Annotated in this window: 21 protein-coding genes; 6 read left to right on the top strand and 15 right to left on the bottom strand. The window is 48.7% G+C overall.

Going from position 1 to position 20114, the window contains the following annotated elements; translation table 11 throughout:
- Positions 1 to 34: 34 nt before the first annotated feature.
- The 4 genes from HP399_RS06720 to cysK all read right to left on the bottom strand — a co-directional run bounded on the left by HP399_RS06720 (position 35) and on the right by cysK (position 3793).
- Positions 35 to 1249, bottom strand: coding sequence for a hypothetical protein (locus tag HP399_RS06720; RefSeq protein ID WP_228088465.1), 1215 nt, complete (start codon positions 1247 to 1249; stop codon positions 35 to 37).
- 127 nt (positions 1250 to 1376) lie between these two features.
- Positions 1377 to 1706 carry a YuzD family protein gene (locus HP399_RS06715; RefSeq protein WP_007715795.1) on the bottom strand — a complete coding sequence of 110 codons (330 nt, stop codon included), beginning with the start codon at positions 1704 to 1706 and terminating at the stop codon, positions 1377 to 1379.
- A gap of 28 nt (positions 1707 to 1734) precedes the next feature.
- The gene (locus tag HP399_RS06710) at positions 1735 to 2868 is read right to left on the bottom strand and encodes a bifunctional cystathionine gamma-lyase/homocysteine desulfhydrase (RefSeq protein WP_015893022.1); all 1134 of its coding nucleotides are present in this window, start codon (positions 2866 to 2868) and stop codon (positions 1735 to 1737) included.
- 1 nt (position 2869) lies between these two features.
- Positions 2870 to 3793 carry a cysteine synthase A gene (gene cysK / locus HP399_RS06705; RefSeq protein WP_007715789.1) on the bottom strand — a complete coding sequence of 308 codons (924 nt, stop codon included), beginning with the start codon at positions 3791 to 3793 and terminating at the stop codon, positions 2870 to 2872.
- 195 nt (positions 3794 to 3988) lie between these two features.
- Here cysK and HP399_RS06700 point away from each other — a divergent pair, with 195 nt between their 5' ends.
- Positions 3989 to 4216 carry a NifU family protein gene (locus HP399_RS06700; protein WP_007715787.1) on the top strand — a complete coding sequence of 76 codons (228 nt, stop codon included), beginning with the start codon at positions 3989 to 3991 and terminating at the stop codon, positions 4214 to 4216.
- A gap of 57 nt (positions 4217 to 4273) precedes the next feature.
- On the opposite strand, the gene HP399_RS06695 is transcribed toward HP399_RS06700, so the two are convergent.
- Genes HP399_RS06695 through HP399_RS06685 form a run of 3 tightly spaced genes read right to left on the bottom strand, consistent with a single transcriptional unit; the run spans position 4274 to position 7186 of the window.
- Positions 4274 to 5188 (bottom strand): alpha/beta hydrolase, encoded by a 915-nt coding sequence (locus tag HP399_RS06695; protein ID WP_173616491.1) that lies wholly within the window; start codon positions 5186 to 5188, stop codon positions 4274 to 4276.
- Positions 5185 to 6144: a 2-hydroxyacid dehydrogenase gene (locus tag HP399_RS06690; protein WP_173616492.1), complete on the bottom strand. Its 960-nt coding sequence runs from the start codon at positions 6142 to 6144 to the stop codon at positions 5185 to 5187. Before HP399_RS06690 ends, HP399_RS06695 begins: the two co-directional genes overlap by 4 nt.
- The gene (locus HP399_RS06685) at positions 6101 to 7186 is read right to left on the bottom strand and encodes a protein kinase family protein (RefSeq protein WP_173616493.1); all 1086 of its coding nucleotides are present in this window, start codon (positions 7184 to 7186) and stop codon (positions 6101 to 6103) included. Before HP399_RS06685 ends, HP399_RS06690 begins: the two co-directional genes overlap by 44 nt.
- Positions 7187 to 7350: 164 nt before the next feature.
- Between HP399_RS06685 and HP399_RS06680 the strand changes: the two genes are divergently transcribed.
- A complete protein-coding gene (locus HP399_RS06680; RefSeq protein WP_173616494.1) occupies positions 7351 to 7866 on the top strand; it encodes a phosphatidylglycerophosphatase A family protein in 516 nt (171 codons plus the stop codon).
- Here HP399_RS06680 and HP399_RS06675 read toward each other — a convergent pair.
- The 4 genes from HP399_RS06675 to HP399_RS06660 form a co-directional block, all read right to left on the bottom strand.
- Positions 7861 to 8640, bottom strand: a complete 780-nt coding sequence (locus tag HP399_RS06675; RefSeq protein WP_173616982.1) for a TIGR01457 family HAD-type hydrolase — start codon at positions 8638 to 8640, stop codon at positions 7861 to 7863. The genes HP399_RS06680 and HP399_RS06675 overlap by 6 nt on opposite strands.
- A gap of 166 nt (positions 8641 to 8806) precedes the next feature.
- Positions 8807 to 10048, bottom strand: coding sequence for a DUF4073 domain-containing protein (locus tag HP399_RS06670; protein WP_173616983.1), 1242 nt, complete (start codon positions 10046 to 10048; stop codon positions 8807 to 8809).
- A gap of 315 nt (positions 10049 to 10363) precedes the next feature.
- Positions 10364 to 10993, bottom strand: a complete 630-nt coding sequence (locus HP399_RS06665) for a helix-turn-helix transcriptional regulator (protein ID WP_007715773.1) — start codon at positions 10991 to 10993, stop codon at positions 10364 to 10366.
- A 110-nt stretch (positions 10994 to 11103) separates the two neighbouring features.
- The gene (locus HP399_RS06660; RefSeq protein ID WP_173616495.1) at positions 11104 to 11538 is read right to left on the bottom strand and encodes a DUF86 domain-containing protein; all 435 of its coding nucleotides are present in this window, start codon (positions 11536 to 11538) and stop codon (positions 11104 to 11106) included.
- 242 nt (positions 11539 to 11780) lie between these two features.
- Here HP399_RS06660 and glpX point away from each other — a divergent pair, with 242 nt between their 5' ends.
- From glpX to HP399_RS06645, 3 genes are all read left to right on the top strand, one after another.
- Positions 11781 to 12755, top strand: coding sequence for a class II fructose-bisphosphatase (gene glpX, locus HP399_RS06655; RefSeq protein WP_173616496.1), 975 nt, complete (start codon positions 11781 to 11783; stop codon positions 12753 to 12755).
- 12 nt (positions 12756 to 12767) lie between these two features.
- Positions 12768 to 13037 carry a DUF3055 domain-containing protein gene (locus HP399_RS06650; protein ID WP_007715766.1) on the top strand — a complete coding sequence of 90 codons (270 nt, stop codon included), beginning with the start codon at positions 12768 to 12770 and terminating at the stop codon, positions 13035 to 13037.
- Between the two features lie 152 nt (positions 13038 to 13189).
- Positions 13190 to 13648 carry a hypothetical protein gene (locus HP399_RS06645; protein WP_173616497.1) on the top strand — a complete coding sequence of 153 codons (459 nt, stop codon included), beginning with the start codon at positions 13190 to 13192 and terminating at the stop codon, positions 13646 to 13648.
- 259 nt (positions 13649 to 13907) lie between these two features.
- Here HP399_RS06645 and HP399_RS06640 read toward each other — a convergent pair whose 3' ends face one another.
- A complete protein-coding gene (locus HP399_RS06640; RefSeq protein WP_173616498.1) occupies positions 13908 to 14573 on the bottom strand; it encodes a YutD family protein in 666 nt (221 codons plus the stop codon).
- A gap of 79 nt (positions 14574 to 14652) precedes the next feature.
- Here HP399_RS06640 and HP399_RS06635 point away from each other — a divergent pair, with 79 nt between their 5' ends.
- Positions 14653 to 15603 carry a YhcN/YlaJ family sporulation lipoprotein gene (locus HP399_RS06635; RefSeq protein ID WP_173616499.1) on the top strand — a complete coding sequence of 317 codons (951 nt, stop codon included), beginning with the start codon at positions 14653 to 14655 and terminating at the stop codon, positions 15601 to 15603.
- A gap of 72 nt (positions 15604 to 15675) precedes the next feature.
- Here HP399_RS06635 and lipA read toward each other — a convergent pair whose 3' ends face one another.
- The 3 genes from lipA to HP399_RS06620 all read right to left on the bottom strand — a co-directional run bounded on the left by lipA (position 15676) and on the right by HP399_RS06620 (position 20002).
- Entirely contained in the window at positions 15676 to 16578 is a 903-nt protein-coding gene (lipA, locus tag HP399_RS06630) for a lipoyl synthase (RefSeq protein ID WP_015893038.1), read from the bottom strand.
- Between the two features lie 101 nt (positions 16579 to 16679).
- Entirely contained in the window at positions 16680 to 18878 is a 2199-nt protein-coding gene (locus tag HP399_RS06625; protein ID WP_173616500.1) for an ATP-binding protein, read from the bottom strand.
- On the bottom strand, positions 18875 to 20002 hold the full coding sequence (locus HP399_RS06620; protein WP_173616501.1) for a metallophosphoesterase family protein: 1128 nt from the start codon (positions 20000 to 20002) through the stop codon (positions 18875 to 18877). The genes HP399_RS06625 and HP399_RS06620 overlap by 4 nt, the downstream gene beginning before the upstream one ends.
- Positions 20003 to 20114: the final 112 nt, after the last annotated feature.

Genomic DNA, 20114 nt, shown 5'->3' with positions numbered 1-20114 from the left:
GTTTACGAATGATATACAAATAGTAAACAGCACGTTACTTGACGTTATCCAGCACACTTTTGATAATGGCAGCCGAGTCTTGACGGATACTGAGGTTGTAGTGCTTTCTTACAGCTTGGTAGACGGCATTCAGATTTTTGCTGCTTTTGTTTTTACGATAGGCGGCAATCTCCTTGGAAAAATGAGGATGGTGAATTAGATCGCGGCTCCAGTCCCATGCCCGAGGCTTAAGGGCATCCTTACGTGCTTGATCGAGCATTTGGGGAAACTTCGGAATAAAGTACTGCCCGATTTTTCTACTAGCATTTTGGTATTCTTGGGTCTCTGTAATAGAGTAAACAGGATCATCATTATAGGGCTTTCCATTGACTGAAATGAGATCGCGCGGTTGTGTCGGCACCATGCCCGGTGCTAATTTCACCTGATAGTACTCCCAACCAGATTCAGTCTTTTTCCCGGGAAGAATGAGTTTCATAAAATGCTGCAGACGATCATACGCATGCTCCTGTGCGTATTTTTCCGGACCGGATTCCATGCTAAGCGGTGAATCAGGATAAATATAGCCTTCGCTATCTACTACATAACCCGGCAAGCCTACTTCAACTGCCCAGCGCACAGCGACATTCTCCGAATCCTTCAGATCAATTCCTCCGTGGTAAGGTCGAACGGTTCCGAACATCCGATACAGAACGGTCGCGACGAACTCCTTCGTTGCGATCCCATCGTCGATCTCATTTGGCATGACGTAACCGGCTTGAACAAGAGGCTGCAGGCGGGCATTCATATTGCTTTGGGCTCTGGTTTCTCGTAGAGCTCTCCCCTCATTTGAATAGGCGTCCGTATTCTTAATGCCTTGGTCTAGCTCATCCAGATTCATGTCAGCCGGATATGCTGGAGGTAGAGTACCGATAAAGTGATACAGATTCCAGAGAAATCCTTTTTTCGAGGATAAGAATTTCACGCGATAAGAGAAATTCATTTTGTGATACGATTCTTCCGTTTCCATGTCGATTATATAGTCATCGGATGAATAAGGGCGCAGTTGCAAAGACAATGGATGCGGATTACTAATAGAGACCATCTGTACATTCAAAAACAAGTATTTTTCCGGATTGGGCGGAAGTTTATATGTAATTCGGTAGCTCGCTGTGTTTGCTTCTGCAATATTTGTAGCAGATGGGGTAACAAGTATGGTGGATAAACAAAGGGAGCATGCTAGAACGCTAAACGCCATCTTTTTTCCAAACATAGAAAAGTCACCCTTTTTTCTTTCGATGCTAGTTAAACGCTTCTTGACCTTCAAAGTTGCGCTCAGACTGTTACTCTAAAAAGAAAAACGACCAGATATAGATCATCTGGTCGTTTTTTGAGCGATCTTATTCTGCCAAAGAAGCAATCGGCTGTACACCCATGCTCTCCAGCTTTTCATAGATATCTTTTAACTTCGGATTTCCCTCACCGACAATTTCCCCGGAAATTACGACAAGCGGATACCATAAATCTTCCTCGATAATGCGATTCGCCCAGCTTTTGTCATCGTCTGTCTGCGGCTGTTGAAAGTCGCTATAAACGATGCGGATGCTGTCACTCCCATATTTGCGAGAGAGTGCCGCCTCCAGCCACTCGGCTGTTTCCTTTGCAGATGGCAAATTGACGCAGCTTGCGCACAATTGCTCTGTTCCAAAAACCTTGATATCGACAGTCACTATATCCGCCCTCCCCGGGTCAGCAAGCTTAGGACAATGCTTGGTCCAGGTCCTCGATCAAGTCCTGAACATCTTCAATACCAACAGAGATGCGCACCAAGCCATCCGTAATGCCCAGTTCAGCACGGCGCTCCGCCGGGATAGAAGCATGTGTCATGCGTGCAGGTACGCTGATCAAGCTCTCCACCGCACCCAGCGATTCTGCTAGCGTGTAGTATTTTACCTTTGCCAACACTTCGTCAGCACGCTCTGCGCTGCCTACGTCGAAGGAAATCATGCCACCGAAGCCACGCGCTTGCTTTTGAATCAGCTCATGACCGGAATGGCTGGACAGACCAGGATAGATCACGCGTTTGATATCGCTGCGCTCAGACAGCCATTTTGCCAGCGTACGAGCATTGTGCTCATGCTCTTCCATCCGAATTCCCAGCGTCTTCATACCGCGCAGCAACAGCCAAGAATCTTGTGGTCCAAGCACACCGCCAATTGCATTTTGCACAAAATGGAGGTCTTCGCCCACTTGCGCATCTTTTGCTACAACCAGACCTGCTACCACGTCGCTGTGTCCGCCCAAATATTTCGTTGCGCTATGGAACACGATGTCAGCACCGAGATCCAGCGGATTTTGCCAGTAAGGTGTCATAAACGTGTTGTCTACTACGAGAAGAACGCCTTTTGCTTTCGCGATGCCTGCCAACGCGCTGATGTCACTTACTTTCAGCAGCGGGTTTGTCGGTGTTTCCATAATGATTGCTTTGGTTTCCGGGCGAATTGCCGCCTCTACTGCTGCCAGATCACTCGTATCTACATAGGTTGCTTCCAGACCCATACGGGAGAATACACGTGTAACGACGCGGTAAGTACCACCGTATACATCGTCACCTACCACGAGATGGTCGCCTTTGTTAAACATGGAGAGGATGGTAGAGAGTGCCGCCATACCCGAACCAAATGCAAAGCCGCGAGCGCCGCCTTCAATTTCTGCGATGTATGTTTCCAATGCGTGACGGGTCGGGTTCCCGGTACGGGAGTATTCAAAGCCCTTGTGAACACCAATGGCTTCCTGTTTATAAGTACTTACCTGGTAAATTGGAACGGATACGGCTCCTGTATGTGGATCTCCATCGATTCCGCCGTGGATCAGACGAGTTTTGATACGCATCTTAAATTCCCCCCTGGTAAATTTTCTTGCTTAGATAACGTTCGCTGCCGTCGGCAAACAGTGTAACGATATTCGTCCCTGGAGCTGCTTCTCTTGCTTCGCGGAGTGCCGCTGCCATGGCTGCACCTGAGGAGCTGCCTACGAGCAAGCCTTCCTTGGCTGCCAGCTGCTTGACCAGATCGAATGCTTCCACATCGAGAATCGTGTGAATGGCGTTGAAGTAGCTCGTATCCATGAACGGAGGCAAAAACTCCATGCCGATCCCTTCTGTTTTATGCGGGCCGGATTCTCCCCCATTCAAGATGGAACCTTCTGGCTCGACAATTACCGTTTTTACGTTTGGGTTTTGTTCCTTCAAGTAGCGAGCAGCACCCATGAAAGTACCGCCAGAACCCGCGCCTGCCACAAATACGTTTACTTGGCCGTCCATTTGACTCCAAATTTCCGGACCTGTTGTCTTGTAGTGTGCATCTGGATTCGCTGGGTTAGCAAATTGCTGTGGTACAAAAGCACCTGGAATCGATTCTGCGAGTTCTTTTGCCTTGGCGATTGCACCCTTAATCCCCAACTCTGTTGGTGTATTGACGACTTCTGCTCCAAGAGCACGCATCAGCTCTTGCTTTTCCTCGGAAAACTTCGCTGGTACGCAGAAGATGACTTTATAACCAGTTCCTACAGCGGCCAGCGCTACACCAATTCCTGTATTTCCTGCTGTCGGTTCGATAATGGTACCACCTGGGGCCAATTGGCCATTCTCCTCTGCGGCACGAATCAACTCCATGCCGAGTCTGTCTTTTACGCTGCCTCCTGGGTTAAAATACTCCAGCTTGGCGAACAAGCGGACACCTTCAGGGAGCTCAAATTGTGTAATTTCGACGATCGGCGTATTACCAATCAGTTCCTTCACATTGCGAAATACGTTCACGAAGATCTGACTCCTTATATTGAAGTACTTGCTTCTTTCTTTTTCATTATAACATGCAAAGATTACAAAAAGTCCATGCTACTAAACTTCGGTGTGTAAGTGGAATTTCAAAGTGTCAACAGGGCATGTAAGCCATGGATTTCTCACCATGGTATGATTATAATAAAGGAGAGGTTGGAAAGGAGTGAATGTAACATGGATATCATGGATCAAGTACAAGAAGTTCTCGATAAACTGCGTCCTTACCTGCAACGTGACGGCGGAGACGTACAACTCGTTGATGTAGAAGATGGCATCGTGAAGCTGCGCCTGATGGGTGCTTGCGGTAGCTGCCCTTCCTCTACCATCACCCTGAAAGCAGGAATCGAGCGTGCACTGGTGGAAGAAATCCCAGGCATCAAAGAAGTTCAACAAGTATTCTAATCCAGTCACATCGACCTGAAAGCAGCTACAGCAACCGCGTAGCTGCTTTTTTCATTTCTACTTTTCCCTTCCTTTTTCCAAAAAGGCAATGACACGCTTCCCGTATTCTTCAGGAACTAACGCATAGCTACGGACGTGCCCCGCTCGCGGTACGATCCAAATCTCAGAATCTTCGTCTTGGGTCAGCTCAAAGAGTCGTTCGCTGTTTACCAGTGGGATCGTCGTATCGCCTGTCCCGTGTATAAAAAGAATCGGTTTGTTCGCTTGCTGGACTGCCTGATATGGATTGACGTCTCGCGGGTTGGCTCCTAGCAAAACAGGACACAAGGTAAGAATGAGCCAGTTGAATGGAGCTCGTGGCAGGCCCGTCCACTGCGGCAAGTTCTCAGCCAAGTATTCACGCAAGGAATAGAACGGTGAATCTGCCACAATCGCTGTGATGCGTTCATCCACTCCGCCAACCATCAAGGAGGTTGCCGCCCCCATGGAAAATCCGACGAGGCCGAGTCTGTGCTCCGGCTTCTTCGCTGCTGCAAAATCGATGGCCCCAAGCAGGTCTTGCTGTTCCCGAAGACCAATCGTAGTCAGTGCTTTGCTGGACTCCCCCGCATTGCGAAAGTCGAACATCAATACATCAAAGCCGGCCTGAACCAGTCTTGCAGCCAGAGACAACGCTGGCAGATGTGGCTCTAATCTGTTTTGACTATATCCGTGAGCAAAGATCAGCGTTTTTCCATTCGAAACCCGCCCATTTTTTTTTGCCGACAAGTACCATCCAGCCAACGAAATCTTTGTTTCTCTGCTCGAAAAAACAACGGACTCCGCCTGTTCGATTCCAAAATCTCGGGGTTCCATGTGAATCGGTTTTCGTACAGGATGAGTCAAGCGCCAGGTTACGTGAAACGAAACGGCTACTGCTGCAATCAAGAGAAGCACGAGGAGTCCTGCAATCAAAACAAAGAACGTGTTCATACGGCAGTCAGTGGTCCCCTTCCACTTAGCACCGCTACGATATTAGCAGCAGCCAGCCTCGCCATCTCCGCCCTCGTTTGCACTGTTGCACTACCGATATGTGGCAATGCGACTACATTCGGCAGTTGCAAGAGCGGGTTATCCATCGGGACAGGCTCGACTGCAAAAACGTCCAAGCCAGCCGCCCAAATTTTTTTATCTACCAACGCTTGATACAGTGCAGACTCATCGACTGTCCCGCCACGAGAAACATTGATAAACACAGCGGTTTCTTTCATGAGCGAAAATTGTTTTTCCCCCATCAACATGCGTGTGTCCTCTGTCAGCGGTGTAAGCAGAACGACGTAATCGGACTCTTGCAGAAGCTCCGCTAAATCAGCATACCGTGCTCCTGTCTCTTGCTCAGCCTGCGGCTTGCGATTCCTGTTGTGATACAAGATCCGCATGCCAAATCCTTTGGCGCGTCTCGCCACCGCTTCCCCAATTCGTCCCATCCCAATAATCCCCAGAGTCGAACCATATACATTTTGTCCAGCCATGAGGGTCGGACTCCACGATGTCCATTCCCCCTGCAATAAAAATCGATTGGCTTCCGTCAATCGGCGGCCTGTTGCCATCAATAAAGCGAAAGCCAAATCGGCTGTAGACTCTGTCAGCACATCGGGCGTGTTGGTTACGATGACCTCGTGTCGTCTGCACGCTTCCAGATCAATATTGTCGTAACCGACCGCCATGTTCGCCACGATTCGGAGTCGTTTGGTACACGCCAAAAATTCCTCGTCCACTCGTTCTGTCAGCATGGTCAAGACGGCATCTACATGTTTAATCTTTTCCAGCAACAGCTCACGCGGAATCGGCGTATTTTTTGTCCATTGCTCGACCTGGGCTACTTTTTCAAGCATCGCGATCACTTCAGGATTGAGTTTCCTTGTAACGAAAACTTGTTGCTTGATCATCTTTTTTCCTCCACAACCAATCAATTTGTGGAATGGATACGTCATAACGCTGTGCAATGAATAGGGGGTACTTACGAAGTCCGTCTTCTATTTTCGCGAGCTCGTCTTCCAACTGCGTTTGCCATGCTTGGATGTTGACTTCCTGGCGCTCTTCTACCGGTAACTCCATATAGGTCTCCACGAGCTTCAAAAACCTGCCTGGGTAGAGCATGAGCGCAAAAATCACGGCATATTCATCTGGCTGCAGAGCAGAGACGCTGTTGTAGCCGTCGAAAAAGCTGGTCACAGCCTCTTCATTCCAGCCGCTTCGCTTTGTCTCGGCTTTGATCCACTGCCCCACATCACGAGTACGCATATCAAGAACCCAGTTCCATTCACCTGCCATTAGACGTACATCCTTCTCTTTCCATAGCATATACCCTTGATCAAAATTTTGGTAGGCTACTTTCCCGAGACCAGCTGTTTCCTTCACGACTTTATCGTATCCAGCATCCAACAAATATTGAACGGACAATTCCCCGAGTTGAGTAATGTACGTGAAGCAGGTCAACAAATATTCATCCATTGGCGCGAGCTCTACATTTTCCTCATCCATCTCATCCCGATACTCATTAAAATTCCGTAGCTTTTTGCGCCACGTGCTCGGCCAGTTGCCAAGAGAGCTAAAGGGGATAAACATCTTGTCAGATGAAAAATCACTCGTGGCCAGATGGAACTGTGCGAGTGACTGACCACTGGAATAATGTGGATTGTCTGGAGCCGCCTCTCGCACGCCTCTATATAAATAGTAAAGCTGCTCATCATCAACGATGTGAGCCTGCCCGCTTGTTGTATTCACCAGCTTTAACAAGCGAATGTTTTGCTGTTGACTCAAATGCTGTTTTACTTTCTCAATAAACTTGCTTTTGTATTTATATCCGGCTGGCGCCTCGAACATGTAGTAAAGGCCTCGATCCGTTTCCAGTACCTTGCTTGCCCCCGTCGTGCGATATCCCTGGAGTTCAAAACCGTACTTCTCCTGAAGAAGCTCTTTTTCTTCCATACAGTCGTTCACCCTCCTTGCAGACTGCTCTTCTGGCATTGTATGTCATTGGATCGGGATAGGTGCCTATCTGTATGCAGATACTAGATACATTCATGCCGACTTTCTGGGTGCTGAAAAGTCGGCTTTTTGAACACGCACGTTAAAAAGGAGGAACCACAAGCATGAGTGAGCATCCACTAAATAGCGAGAGTTGTCTGGACTTCGTTATTGAGCTTTTGAAAAAACGAGGAGTCAGTATGAACGACATTGCTGAAATCGTCATGTTCCTGCAGTCAAAATACATCCCGGACATCACCTTGAACATGTGTCTGGACAGTGTTGCTGCCGTCTTGAAAAAACGTGAGGTCCAAAACGCGTTGCTGACCGGAATTCAACTCGACATCCTCGCCGAACAAAAGCAGCTGCTGCCCCCGCTTCAGGCGATTATTGAATCAGACGAGCCTCTGTATGGCATAGACGAGGTACTCGCCCTCGCCATCGTCAACCTATACGGGAGCATTGGATTCACCAACTTCGGTTATGTAGACAAGCTGAAGCACGGCAAACTCGCCGATCTCAACGACAAGCGTTTTGGTGTCCATACTTTTTTGGACGATCTCGTCGGTGCGGTCGCAGCAGCCGCCTCCAGCCGTATTGCCCACCGCCAGAAGCAGCAGGAAGAATGCGCAGAATCATAGGGAGATTCGTTGCTGCCATTCAGGCAAGTCTTCCGCAATATGGGTAGGCGTAGCATGATGCTTGTCTGCTTCTTCGCGCGTGGAATAGCCTGTCAAAACGAGCAAGCTGTCCAAGCCGCTGTTGGCACCTGCCTCAATGTCCGTATATAAATTGTCCCCGACGATCAGCGTGTCAGCCGTAGCTGTACCAAGCTGATCTAGAGCGTAACGGACGATGATGGACTCCGGTTTGCCAATCACGATAGGTTTGGTCGCGGAGGCAACGGAGACGGCTGCCACCAGTGAACCATTGCCGGGGAACAGACCAGCATCAGTCGGCAAGGCTGCATCTGCATTTGTAGCGATAAAAGTTGCTCCTGCACGGATAGCGCGTGCGGCGATCGCCAGCTTTTCATACGTAAAGGCACGATCAATCCCAACGATGACATAAGCCGGATCTTCTTCTGTAATCACATAGCCTGCATCCGTCAGCTGATCATGCAAGCCCGCCTCTCCAATCACGTAAACGCATGTACCCGCTGGTGCTTGCTCTCGTAAATAGGTAGCGGTCGCCATGCTCGTGGTATACACGTCCTGAGCCTGTGCTTCTATGCCCATTGCTACCAGCCGTTCTGCGACGTGCTGTGCAGAGGCTGAAGAATTGTTGGTCAGGAATAAATACGGAATCTGATGTGTTTGTAAGTGGGTGATGAATGCTGCGGCTCCCGGAATCGCTTCTTTTCCCCGATAAATCGTTCCATCTAGATCAAGCAAGTAGCCTTTGTATTGTTTCACTTTGATCCATCTCCCATCTGTTGTCGTAAGCCGGTTGTACAAGCTCTTCCCTCTTAGTGTAAACCTTCGTCCTTTCTATCGCAAAAAAACAGGAAACGGCTTTCCACCGCTTCCTGCTTTTTGTCGAGTCGTCTCTTCTCTCATCGTCACGATTTTGTCAATCCCGTTATTTCTTGAATTTGACCATAATTGGCGTACCGGCTTCCAGGTTCATTTCCCCTTTATGACGGACATACACGATCTGGAATCCTGGAAATGTCGGTGGATTTTCGGGATCATAATCCCGCCAGTTTTTTTGCTTGCCAACTGCGTACTCCATGTATTGCGTCGCGTTGACAAGCACATTATTATCATCATCCGCCTGTACATCCGGCGGCAACTGCTCGATTTTTCCATAACGGATGCTGAGCTTCTTAATTACTTTGTCGTGTTGGTAGTCATACGCTTGGATGACGACATCATTACCGTACACTTGCAAGCGCAGTCCTTGCTTGAAAGCCCCTCCATCCGGCGTGACTTTTTCGCCCCCGTCTGGACCGGCTGACATCCATCCCGTTTCAATGCCGGCCGTGTTTACGACGGTAAAGCCGCGTTTGTCTCCGCCTTTGACTTTCTTTTTGCCTGCCCAGTCCGGCAGGTTCAGATCCCAATGGGTGTGGCTCGTGAAGAGAACGACTTGCGGATAGTCTTTCAAGATGTCAAGGAGCTTGTCCACATCCAGGTAATCGTTCGTGTATGGATTTTGTCTGGAGCCCGAGATACTGTCCGGGAGCACATGGTGGGAGAATACAAAAATGGGCTTATTCTTGTCCTTCTTGCTATAACGCTTCAGATTATCTTTCAGCCAATCCAGTTGCTCGTCGCTCATGTATACTTCATCCCACAATTTTGGATCGTGGTATTTCATGTATTTTTCTGTGCCGAGGAAGAGGAAGGGATATCCATCAATTTCTTTTTGGTGATAGACTTTGTCTTCTCCACTGAATTCGTAAAAGTTATCGAACAACTCTTCTTCCGTTGTGCCGTTTGGCCATGTACTTTGTGCAAGTGTTTGGGGATTCTTCCACTTCGGCACATAAAACTCATGATTGCCAATGCTGGACCACACATTTTCAGGGTGAGGATTTTTATCGAGCACATCTTGCACGGCTTGATATTCAAAATCGTAACCGCGAGGAGTAATATCACCGTTAATGATCAATGCTTTGGATTTTGGATTTTCCTCATTGATGTCTTGCAAAACGTGATCAAAATCTCGGAGGTCTCCTTGGATGTCACTGATCACGTCAAATGTCATCGTCATCTTTTTCTCGGGAGATTTGGTTTTTGCATGAGCGGAATCAACGACTGGCAGGATCCCACCCAACAAGATGGCAGAAGCAGCTATACTTGATACCATTTTTTTCATTTTCATTACGGATCTCTCCTCAACTGTTTTTCGTCACGACGCCCATCCGATTCACCAATATTATCCTGATATCATTCCACCTTTCTGTTGTTTTCTGTGTGTTTCGTTGTTTTTTTACACTATAAATAGTAAATGTCCAACATAAAGAAAACGTTAAAACAACATTAAGATTGCTAGAATGGAGCAAAAAGGTACTTAATGCCTGCCTGATTATAGAAAAAAAGGCACAGGACTCTAACCGAATCCTGTGCCTGGTAAATTTTGTAAACAAAGAAAAAATCCACCCAGCTCGAGTGGACTTTCGTTATGGCTAGCTTATTTCGCTTCCTTGATGTGAAACACGCATTTGTCTCCGCCTTTTGCCATGCATGTGGTTTGCTCGACATTGGCATTCAAAACCCGACGGAACAAGGAGAGCTCACAGCTGCACGCTTGGTTGAATTCACGAGCTACTTGCGAGATTGGGCAATTGAACTCCTGAATCCGATAGCCGTCTCCATTTTCGTCCTTTTCCCATTCCACCATGTAGCCTTTATCGTTTTGCAGCTCGGCCAGCTTGGCTACACGATTTTCCAAGTCACCTTGCATGTGGGAGCGATAAGTCTCCTCCAAGCGATTCTCGCGGCGTCTAAATAGCATCTCTATTTTGGACAAACCATCGATTTCCTTTATGTCTTGTAAAAAATCTAATGTCAAATGAGAATAATTGCGCGGGAACAGTTCGTCTGCTTCCTGCGACAATGAATAAACATTCGTTGGGCGTCCCATCGCTTGGCGAACAAGCGTAGACTTGATCAAATTATCTCTCTCCAGGGTGTTCAAATGACGTCGAACCGCCATTTCAGTAATCCCTAGCTCGACGGCCATGTCGCTGACAGGGAGTGAACCTTTGACTTTGAGCATGTGCAGGATTTGATCACGAGTGGACGTTCCTTCGTTTGTCATACGTATCACCGTCCTTTCTCCCTATTGTAGTGGATGAAGACGTTTTAGTAAACAAACGAAAGTCTTTTGTATAAAATATCCGCTACGTTGGTTATGGATTGAAAACACTTTTAAAACAGTTCTTTTTTCAGGAAAGCTCTCACCTGTGGCTCAAACTGACGAATAGTACCAGCAGCTTCTTCTACCAGGCTGTACATCTCATTGACCGGCACAGTTGTATAATCATTGACCAGGTGCTTGCGGAAATCAGTTACACGTGTCAGGATCAAAGCCTGTTCATCCGTGATAACTTGCTCATCCCGTAAAATTTCCACGATGTCGCTGTAGCTTCCTGGATCTCGCATAATGAATCCATCGATCAGTGCGTTTCCAACATCCACTATTCCTTCGATAGACAAGTGCAGGGCTCGCTCCATCGCTGCAACAGCTACTTCATCCGCCAAAACCGCTTCGGCTCCTCGTTCGCTGAGCTTGTCCAACAGATCAAGCATACGAGACATATGTTCCAATACTTGGTCGATTCGTTTTGTATTCACGTCGTACATATATTTCTCCTTACTTTCGCTTTTTTGATTTGCGTTTTGAGTAGTAAACGGTAAACACAAATGTTAGCACCAGGACGAGAAGCACCAATTCCCCTTCCTGCAAATAGGAATTGCTCACCGGTTTCACCTCTTTTCATCCCTCAGTATACCAAATTTGTACGACCTGTCACGAATCACGTATTACTTTATGTTACAATGATGGGGTGAATTTTTGCCGGCAAGCATAAGGGGAGGAACACACTGTGGAACGCGAATTGGCTCTGGAAATTGTGCGGGTAACGGAAATGGCTGCACTCGCCTCTTCTCACTGGATGGGACGCGGGAAAAAGAATGAAGCAGATGGAGCAGCGACCAGCGCCATGCGCGCCATGTTTGATACGATCAACATGAGGGGTACCGTCGTCATTGGCGAAGGTGAACTGGATGAGGCCCCCATGCTCTATATCGGTGAAAAGCTCGGCAACCCGGAAGCAGGTGGGCCTGAGGTAGATGTGGCGGTTGATCCGCTAGAAGGAACGACGATTGTCGCCAAGGGTCACAACAATGCCATGTCTGTTATCGCCATCGGTGACCGTGGAACACTGTTGCATGCACCAGACATGTACATGATGAAAATGGCTGTCGGCAAACGTGCTGCCGGACAAATCAACCTTTACGATCCCGTGGATAAAATGATAGAGGTTGTAGCAAAAGCAAATAACAAGCGCGTGCAAGATGTGACGGTCATTATTCAGGAACGCGACCGCCACCAAGCGATTATTGACGCCATTCGCGAAAAGGGTGCACGAGTGAAGCTTTTTGGAGATGGCGATGTGGGTGCTGCGATTGCTGCTTGTCTGCCCCATACAGGGATTGACCTGTTCTTGGGTATCGGTGGTGCGCCAGAGGGCGTGATCAGTGCCGCGGCGATCAAGTGCTTGGGTGGCGACATGCAAGCCCAGCTCAAGCCGCAAAACGACAGCGAGCGCGAGCGCTGCATCAAAATGGGACTAGACAATCCGGAGCAGCTCTTGACGCTGAACGATCTGGTCAAAGGGGACGACGCCATTTTCGCGGCAACAGGCGTCTCTGATGGAGAGCTGTTGCAAGGCGTGCGCTATCTCGGTGATGATATGGTGGAAACTCATTCGATCGTCATGCGTGCTAAAACCAAAACCATTCGCTTTGTCCGCGCTGTACACAATACCGAACACAAACCAAATCTTTTATGGAAGTAGAGGGACACCTATATGGCAAATGATTTGTTCTACTTGTACGACGAAGCTGAGGATACTCGAACGCGCTTTGTCAGCTTCACGGGTGAAGCTACACGTTTTGACCTCGCGATTACAACGACCAGCCGTTTTTATGGGAAGGCGATTGTCATCAACATTCAAAATGGACGCTCCGCTATTATTGGACATGATGATCTGGAAGAAGAAGGCTATCTGGAATTCGCGTTCAACTTGAACGAGCGTGAAGCAGAAGAATTGAAATCATTTTTGGAAGCAGCCATTTAATTCACCAAAGGAAGAGCGATTGTAGGCTCTTCCTTTTTTATTTGTATCCCCCGCCCAATTCCTTCTGGACAATGCTCCTTACAGGCGTATGCCTCGTATACTGCTACTGCACAGATGCACAGACAGATAACGAGAGGAGTGCGAATCGCATCATGCAATCTTATCCATACGACCAAAGCTCTTACGACCAAAACCAATACGATCAAACTCAATATGATCAAAACGAATACGATCAAAACCAATTTGTTCCTGCACAATATGACCAGCCACCTTATTACTCAGCAGACCAGGATTTTCAATACATTCCAGAAGATCAGGCTCATCCTGTCTTTTTCCGTAGAAGACGAGGTCCTGAGGTCGTTGTCGTCCCACAGCCATATCCTTGGTGGGGATGCAATACATGCTGGCCTGGCTATTGGCCCACATGGGGCTGGCCTGGTTGGGGTGGATCACCAGGTGGTTTTGGTGGACCAGGTGGTTTTGGTGGACCTGGTGGCTTTGGTGGACCCGGTGGCTTTGGTGGACCCGGTGGCTTTGGTGGACCCGGTGGCTTTGGTGGACTCGGTGGTTTGGGTGGACCCGGTGGTTTTGGTGGACCCGGTGGTTTTTAGATCGAAAAACGAAAAGAGCCCTGACATACAGGGCTCTCAGGCTGTCGAGAAACCCCCATCCTGATTTCCGCGGATTGGGCAGAAAAAATTTGACCTTCTAGAATCGCTCCTAACGCGTTTTACGAGGGTGGGGAGACATATTTGTACCCCCTAAATTCAAGCGAAAAGTCCCCTTTTTTTCGGAAGGGGACTTTCTCTACACTCTGAGAGCCCTGACATACAGGGCTCTTTTTTATGCTTCGGTTATTCTGATTCATTTTTAGGATTCACGCTTTGGTGTATTTGGTCCTGTTGGGACTTTATCGCGTTCGCGATTGGGTTTCAAATGATTAGGACGGCGCTCTCGTGAGTTGGAGTCCTTGCCGTTTTTATCGGGTCGATCCTTTTGAAACTTTGGCTTCTCCCCGCGTTCGTTTCTCCCTGCCCCATTGCGATCCGCGCCAGCATTGTTCTGGCGATCCTGTTTATTTTGACGCGGGTGATAGCGTCTGCGTTCTTTTCGTTCTACATAGGGCGAAGAGCCACCCTCTTCACGAGGAATGTCCTGACGAATATCAATAATAACATCAAAGGCAGCTTCGTCTTGCCCGCTTTGGTCGTCCCCGTTGCCAACGTTTGCTTTCACCTTGCGCAAAACGAAGTACGGACAACCAAAATTGCAGAACTCATGCAGGTACTCATCCAAAGCGGCGATCCGCTGCTCGAACGGTACTTTGCGATTAGCGTCAATATAAAACCCACGAAGACGAAGCTGACCATAGCCCCAGTCCCCTACAATATAATCGTACTTGTCGAGGATGTCGCTATAGCGCTCCTTGAACGCTTCAAGGTTCCAGCCGTCTCGATTTACTTCCATGACTTCATAAGTACCGGCTTGCGTGCGAATCAAACTCGCTTCCTCCTTACGCATGTATACTACGTCCATCTTATCATATTTCACGCAACATGAGCTAAATTTCCCACGATAACTGACCTGTGCCTTTGGACATTCTATCGTGTAGGGGGTGTTACCATTGAAAAAGACATGGTTGTATCCTGCAATTGCAGGTATTGTGCTCTTGGCTTCTGGTTGTGCAAATAATGCTGCGCCTAATTACACGCATCCGAATAGGACAATGACGAATCAAGCTGCGCCTTACACCAGAAACGTTGATGGAATGCACGTCCGTAACTACGACGGCATGGGATTGAACAACTTTGACTGGTTTAATGGCGACAACAACAACAACGGAGTACGTTCCAACAATTTTGGCGGTGGTCACGTCCGTAATGGAATGGGGCTCACCAACAACGATGGAATCAACAATGGCATGTTCCCAAATGGTACCTATCCACGAGCAAATGTCAACAACTACAACGCCTTCACGAGCGGTATGAGACCGTATAATGCCTTTACGGATCATAAAGCTGGGATGGGCACAATGGGTACTAACAACGCACCAGCAGGTATGAACCAGTCCATTTATCAAAATCAAAATCGTGCTTGGAACCGCGGTGGAGCAGGAGTCATGCAAACTGGAATGCCACGCATGGGCTATGCGCAGACTGACCGTCAGCATATGAAAACCGCCAGTGTAACAAACGTCTATGTAGACCGTGATGCATTGGCAAAAGCTGTAGGGAATGTCACTGCCAGTTGCCCTGGCGTTCAGCGTTCTACGGTCTTGGTAACGGATAAAGAAGTTTTTGTAGGTGTGCACACACAAGGAGCAGATGCGCACACAGCGAAAAAACAAGCAAAAATGAACGCCGAATCGGTTTCACCACGCTATTACAAAGTGTATGTTACCGATAATCCGAATGACATCCAAGAAATCGCTCGTGTAGCAAGCCGCTCCAGCAACGTGAGTACAGCGCGTACAGAAGATGCGAAAAGCATTGACACGCTCGTCAAGCGTATGGGGGGAACATCCCACAACGTGAAGGCAACTCACACAGGTACAACCAGTCGCTAAAGCCCTCTCCCCCATATAGTAAAAAACCCCCTCTTTTCCGCTCGTGTAGGGCGAGACTGAGGGGGTTACTTATTATTGCGCTTTCGGCATAGATTCTTTCGCAATCGTTTCCTTCGCGGCACTCGCCTGCTCGTGAGCATGATACGAGCTGCGTACTAATGGCCCTGATTCCACGTGACTAAAGCCACGATTCATGCCTTCATCCTTCAAGCGAGCAAATTCATCTGGATGGTAAAATTTTTCTACCTTCAAATGCTTCTTGGTTGGTTGCAAATACTGGCCAATCGTCATGATGTTGACGTCGACAGAACGCAGGTCATCCATCGTTTCGATGATTTCCTCCATCGTCTCGCCTACTCCAATCATCAGACTGGACTTCGTCGGAATGCTCGGCTGGAATTCCTTCGCCTTTTTCAACAATTCCAGCGTCCGATCGTACTTGGCTCTTGCCCGTACACGATCTGACATCCGACGAACCGCCTCAATGTTGTGGTTTAGTACGTCAGGCTTTGCGTCCATGACCACTTTTAACGCATCCCAGTTCCCCATAAAATCGGGAATCAATACTTCTACGGAGGCAAACGGCAGTCGACGACGAATCGCACGAATCGTATCGGCAAAAATCTGTGCGCCTCCATCTGCCAAATCATCACGAGCAACGGAAGTAACAACGACATGCTTCAAACGCATTTGTTCTGCTGCTTCTGCTACACGTTCTGGTTCAGCTGTATCCAGCTCCGTCGGTAGTCCAGTTTTTACTGCACAAAAACGACAGGCACGGGTACATATATCACCCAAAATCATGAAAGTTGCTGTACCGCTTGCCCAGCATTCATGAATGTTGGGGCATTTCGCTTCTTCACAAACGGTATGTAGCGTCTTCGTGCGCATGGTTTGCTTAAGCTCTTTAAAGCTGGCTAGTTCTGATCCTGAAACAAGGTTGATCTTGAGCCACTCCGGCTTGCGTTGCGTCATAGGGCTCACTCCTCATGTGACATCATGGTACAAGACAATAACAATCTCCATTATAGAGGTTGGATTTCAGAGGGGCAACCTCTTTCCTCCCCCGGAAACAATTACCCGATCCGATGCACGGCATGGCGGTTGTTCCCTTGACGAAGCAATGGCTCCAGCATGCGTAGCTCTCGTTCATGACAGGTGAAAAGAAACACTTGCTGCTCTTGTGCCAGCATCGCTATATATTCAAGTGTTCGGCGCAGGCGCTCTTCATCATAATGGACAAAATGATCATCAAAAAAGAGCGGCAATGGCTCCGACTGCTTGGCATGATGCACCAAAGCCAAACGCTGGGCAAGGTATAGCTGATCAATGGTTCCAGTGGAACATTGGTCCTGTTCGAGCACCATTTGCTTGGTGGGTTCCAGCAAACGGACGGCAAATCCGTCACGGGGATCGAGTCTGACATCCCGATACGCTCCCCCTGTAATATGCTCGATGATCTCCGAAGCCTGCTGGTTCACAGCAGGTGTGCTATCCCGCCGCCATTCCCCTACTGCCTCCTGCAACATTTCCCGAGCCAATTGAAGGGCATCTCGCTTATTTTGCAGCTGACGAAGTGCTGCCTGCGCTTCCTCAAGCTCATCCGTCGCGCGAGATAATGACAGGCTCTCATGAACCGCCATCTCCCCATTTCCTCTGGCCATTTGTTCCCGCAGCTCCTGCAGTCTCTCCTCAATCTCCACCATCTCGCTGCGCAATTTGCCTTGTTCGGTCTCAAGCGCGCTTTTCTCCTGATCAAGGAAGGTCCGAAGTGCCTCCCCCCAGCTTGCAGACAGATTGGCCTCCTGCTTCGTTTTAGCCATCTCTGATAAAAGCTGCTCAGATTGTTGCTTGCGTGTGCTTTTCAGTAGCACTTCCCGTCTTTCCAAAAATGTATCCCAATTACTCGCCCCCCATTTCTGAACGAGTGTGGCGAGTTCAGCATCGAGCGAAGCGATATCTTCTTGTACCCTTTGACTTTCCTGTACCGCATCATGATCTGCTGTCTGTTTGAGTTCGCCCGTACTCCCTTTTACTCGCAGTAAGAAAACTCCAAAACCGAACAGCAACAAAGCGGCCGTCACAGAAATTCCTCCCAGAACGGGATGTCCACTCACGAAACCGATTAACCCGAGAACAGACAGTATCCCTGCGCCGCCCCACATAAGTGCAGCTCCCCGCTTCCTTTTCGCCTGATTGCCTTGTCGGGTGCTTCGTGAGGCTGTACTTCGCGGACTTGTAGAAAGAGCCGATACAGCCAAGGTCGCCAAACGAATATGTAATGCCTCTCGTTGCTTGAGCAATTGTGCGCCTTTTTCATAATCGTGTTGTAAGGGTATGAGCTGGTCATCACTCTGTTGTACGGCTTCTCTCGGCATGTTTACTTGAGTGAAGCCACGTCTGGCCTCTTCGTGAATAGCCAACTCTGCCTCAGAGCGAGCTGTTTGCTCCCACCACGCCCAGTCTTGTTGACTGACAGGAGCATGGCTTCGTTGCCAGCGTTCCTGCAACGCTTTTACTTGTCCGGTTGAGTGCTCCAGACGCTGCTGTAATCGACTGCGCCGCATTTCTAATTGCTGACATTCTTCTGTGGCTTCCGCTATTTGCAGCGTCAGTTGGCTGATCGTTCGCCACGCTGCCTTTGCATTTTCCTTCTCCTGCTCTTTTTGCGCCACCTTCGTAGCGGCTTTTCCCAAAAGTGTATTTTCAGCCCGTTCTTTTTTGCCGATGACCGCAACCTCCCGATCCAGCTCCGCCAAAATTTGTTGGACAGCCGGATTGGCTTCTTCCGCAGTCGTAAAAGTCGGAATCAAATGCTCAGCCGCTTGAAGCGGTTCCCTCCTGATCCACGTCAAATCCGTAAATAAACTGCGTGTAAGGCCCGTATGCTTTTCGATAAAATTCCGTTCCTTGCGTCTATCTTCCAAATAAAGATCAGTCATTTCCGTCCATTCGGGGTCCAAAAAGAGGCGCGCCTCCTCCCGTTCCTTCGTCAACTGACGATGCAAGCGATAGGTTTTGCCCGCTAATTTGTACGTAATGATCGTTTCGTACGCACCACTCTGCCACGGACGATATTTTTCATATTCAGGCAAGTATCTCGCTGATTTGACGTAATCGCGCTTCATTCCATACAAGGCAGCGAAAATACCATGTAGGATCGTTGATTTTCCTGACTCATTGGGGGCATAAAACAGATTGATGCCTGGAGCAAAACGAAAGGTAGCATCCTGCCATTTTCCGAAGCCCCCCAGCACTAGCTCCTCAATTTTCATCGAATGGTCCCTCCAATCCGCGCCAAAGCCTCTTGCTTGGCTAACCTGACGATTTCTCGCTCGTCCTCATTTTGTGCACAAGACTCCGCCTCTGCCAGCTTAGAAAGCCATCTCCCCCAGACGCCACCCTCTGCGATCAGCTTGTCCTCATCGACATCAGGCCAGGTCCGGTCTGTCAGCTGCAGCACAAAAAAACGGGAAAATCGCTGTTGAAGGACGGACAAAGGAGGCTGAAAATGCGCAGCACGTTCCCCTGTCAGCGTGATGTACATCAGATCGGAATTCTTTTCCTCTGCGAGTTGCTGCTCCATCCGGTCAATGAGCTGCTCAGTGGTTTCGACTCCTTTTCCTTCGACTTCCAGCTTTCGAATTTTCCGTGACTGGACAGGAATCGCCGTGAGCTGCAATCTGCCATCATGCTCCAGCTCTCCATACAAAACATTTCGTTCTCCCGCTTCCTTGCTCTTCAGTCCTTCTGGAGAGCCTGGATAAGCTGCGAGCGGTTGTTTTTTGACGGGATGCATAAATTGCTCCGGCTTGTGAATGTGTCCCATCGCAACATAGTCCATGCCCGTCTGTACGAGCTGCTGCAAAGTAACAGGCGCATACGGATGATGCTCTTCATCTCCTGAATTGGAAAGCACACTGGCATGCAGAACCATCAGATGATGGGCATACCCTTCCAATTTGCCTGGAAACGTATCGAGAGGCGACTCGTACACATGTGGCTGCCCGAAGCCCCAGCCGTAGATCACGCACGACTTTTCGGGAAATTCATACACACCCCACTCCGGTGTAAACCAGTAGACGTTCCCCGGCCATTCCAATGTTTGATAAAACGAATCCGCTCGCCACGGATCGTGATTGCCAGGTGCGATCACGACAGGGGTTGGTGCGATGCTGGCAAAAAGATCACGTAAAAACATCGCAGTTGATCGTCTTCCCCCGTGGTATTCCAGCAAATCTCCGGCAATGAGCCAGAAGTCTGCTTCCTTTTCCCGAACGAGGTCACGGATTCTTTTCATCGTTTGACGAAAATCATCCTGACGCAGCTCGTAACGCTCCCCCAGCATTTGAAGCGGCGCATCCAGATGGACATCCGCTGTATGAATAAATGACAGCACGATCAATTCCACTCCTCACATGAAACAGACGAACATACTTTCCCTTTATGATACAGAGGAAAAGGCTGGATGAAAAGCATCTGTCAAAAACGAAAAAACTTCCGCCAGCAAT

The sequence above is a fragment of the Brevibacillus sp. DP1.3A genome (assembly GCF_013284245.2).
GTDB lineage: Bacteria > Bacillota > Bacilli > Brevibacillales > Brevibacillaceae > Brevibacillus.
This window is presented reverse-complemented; position numbering and strand designations above follow the sequence as displayed.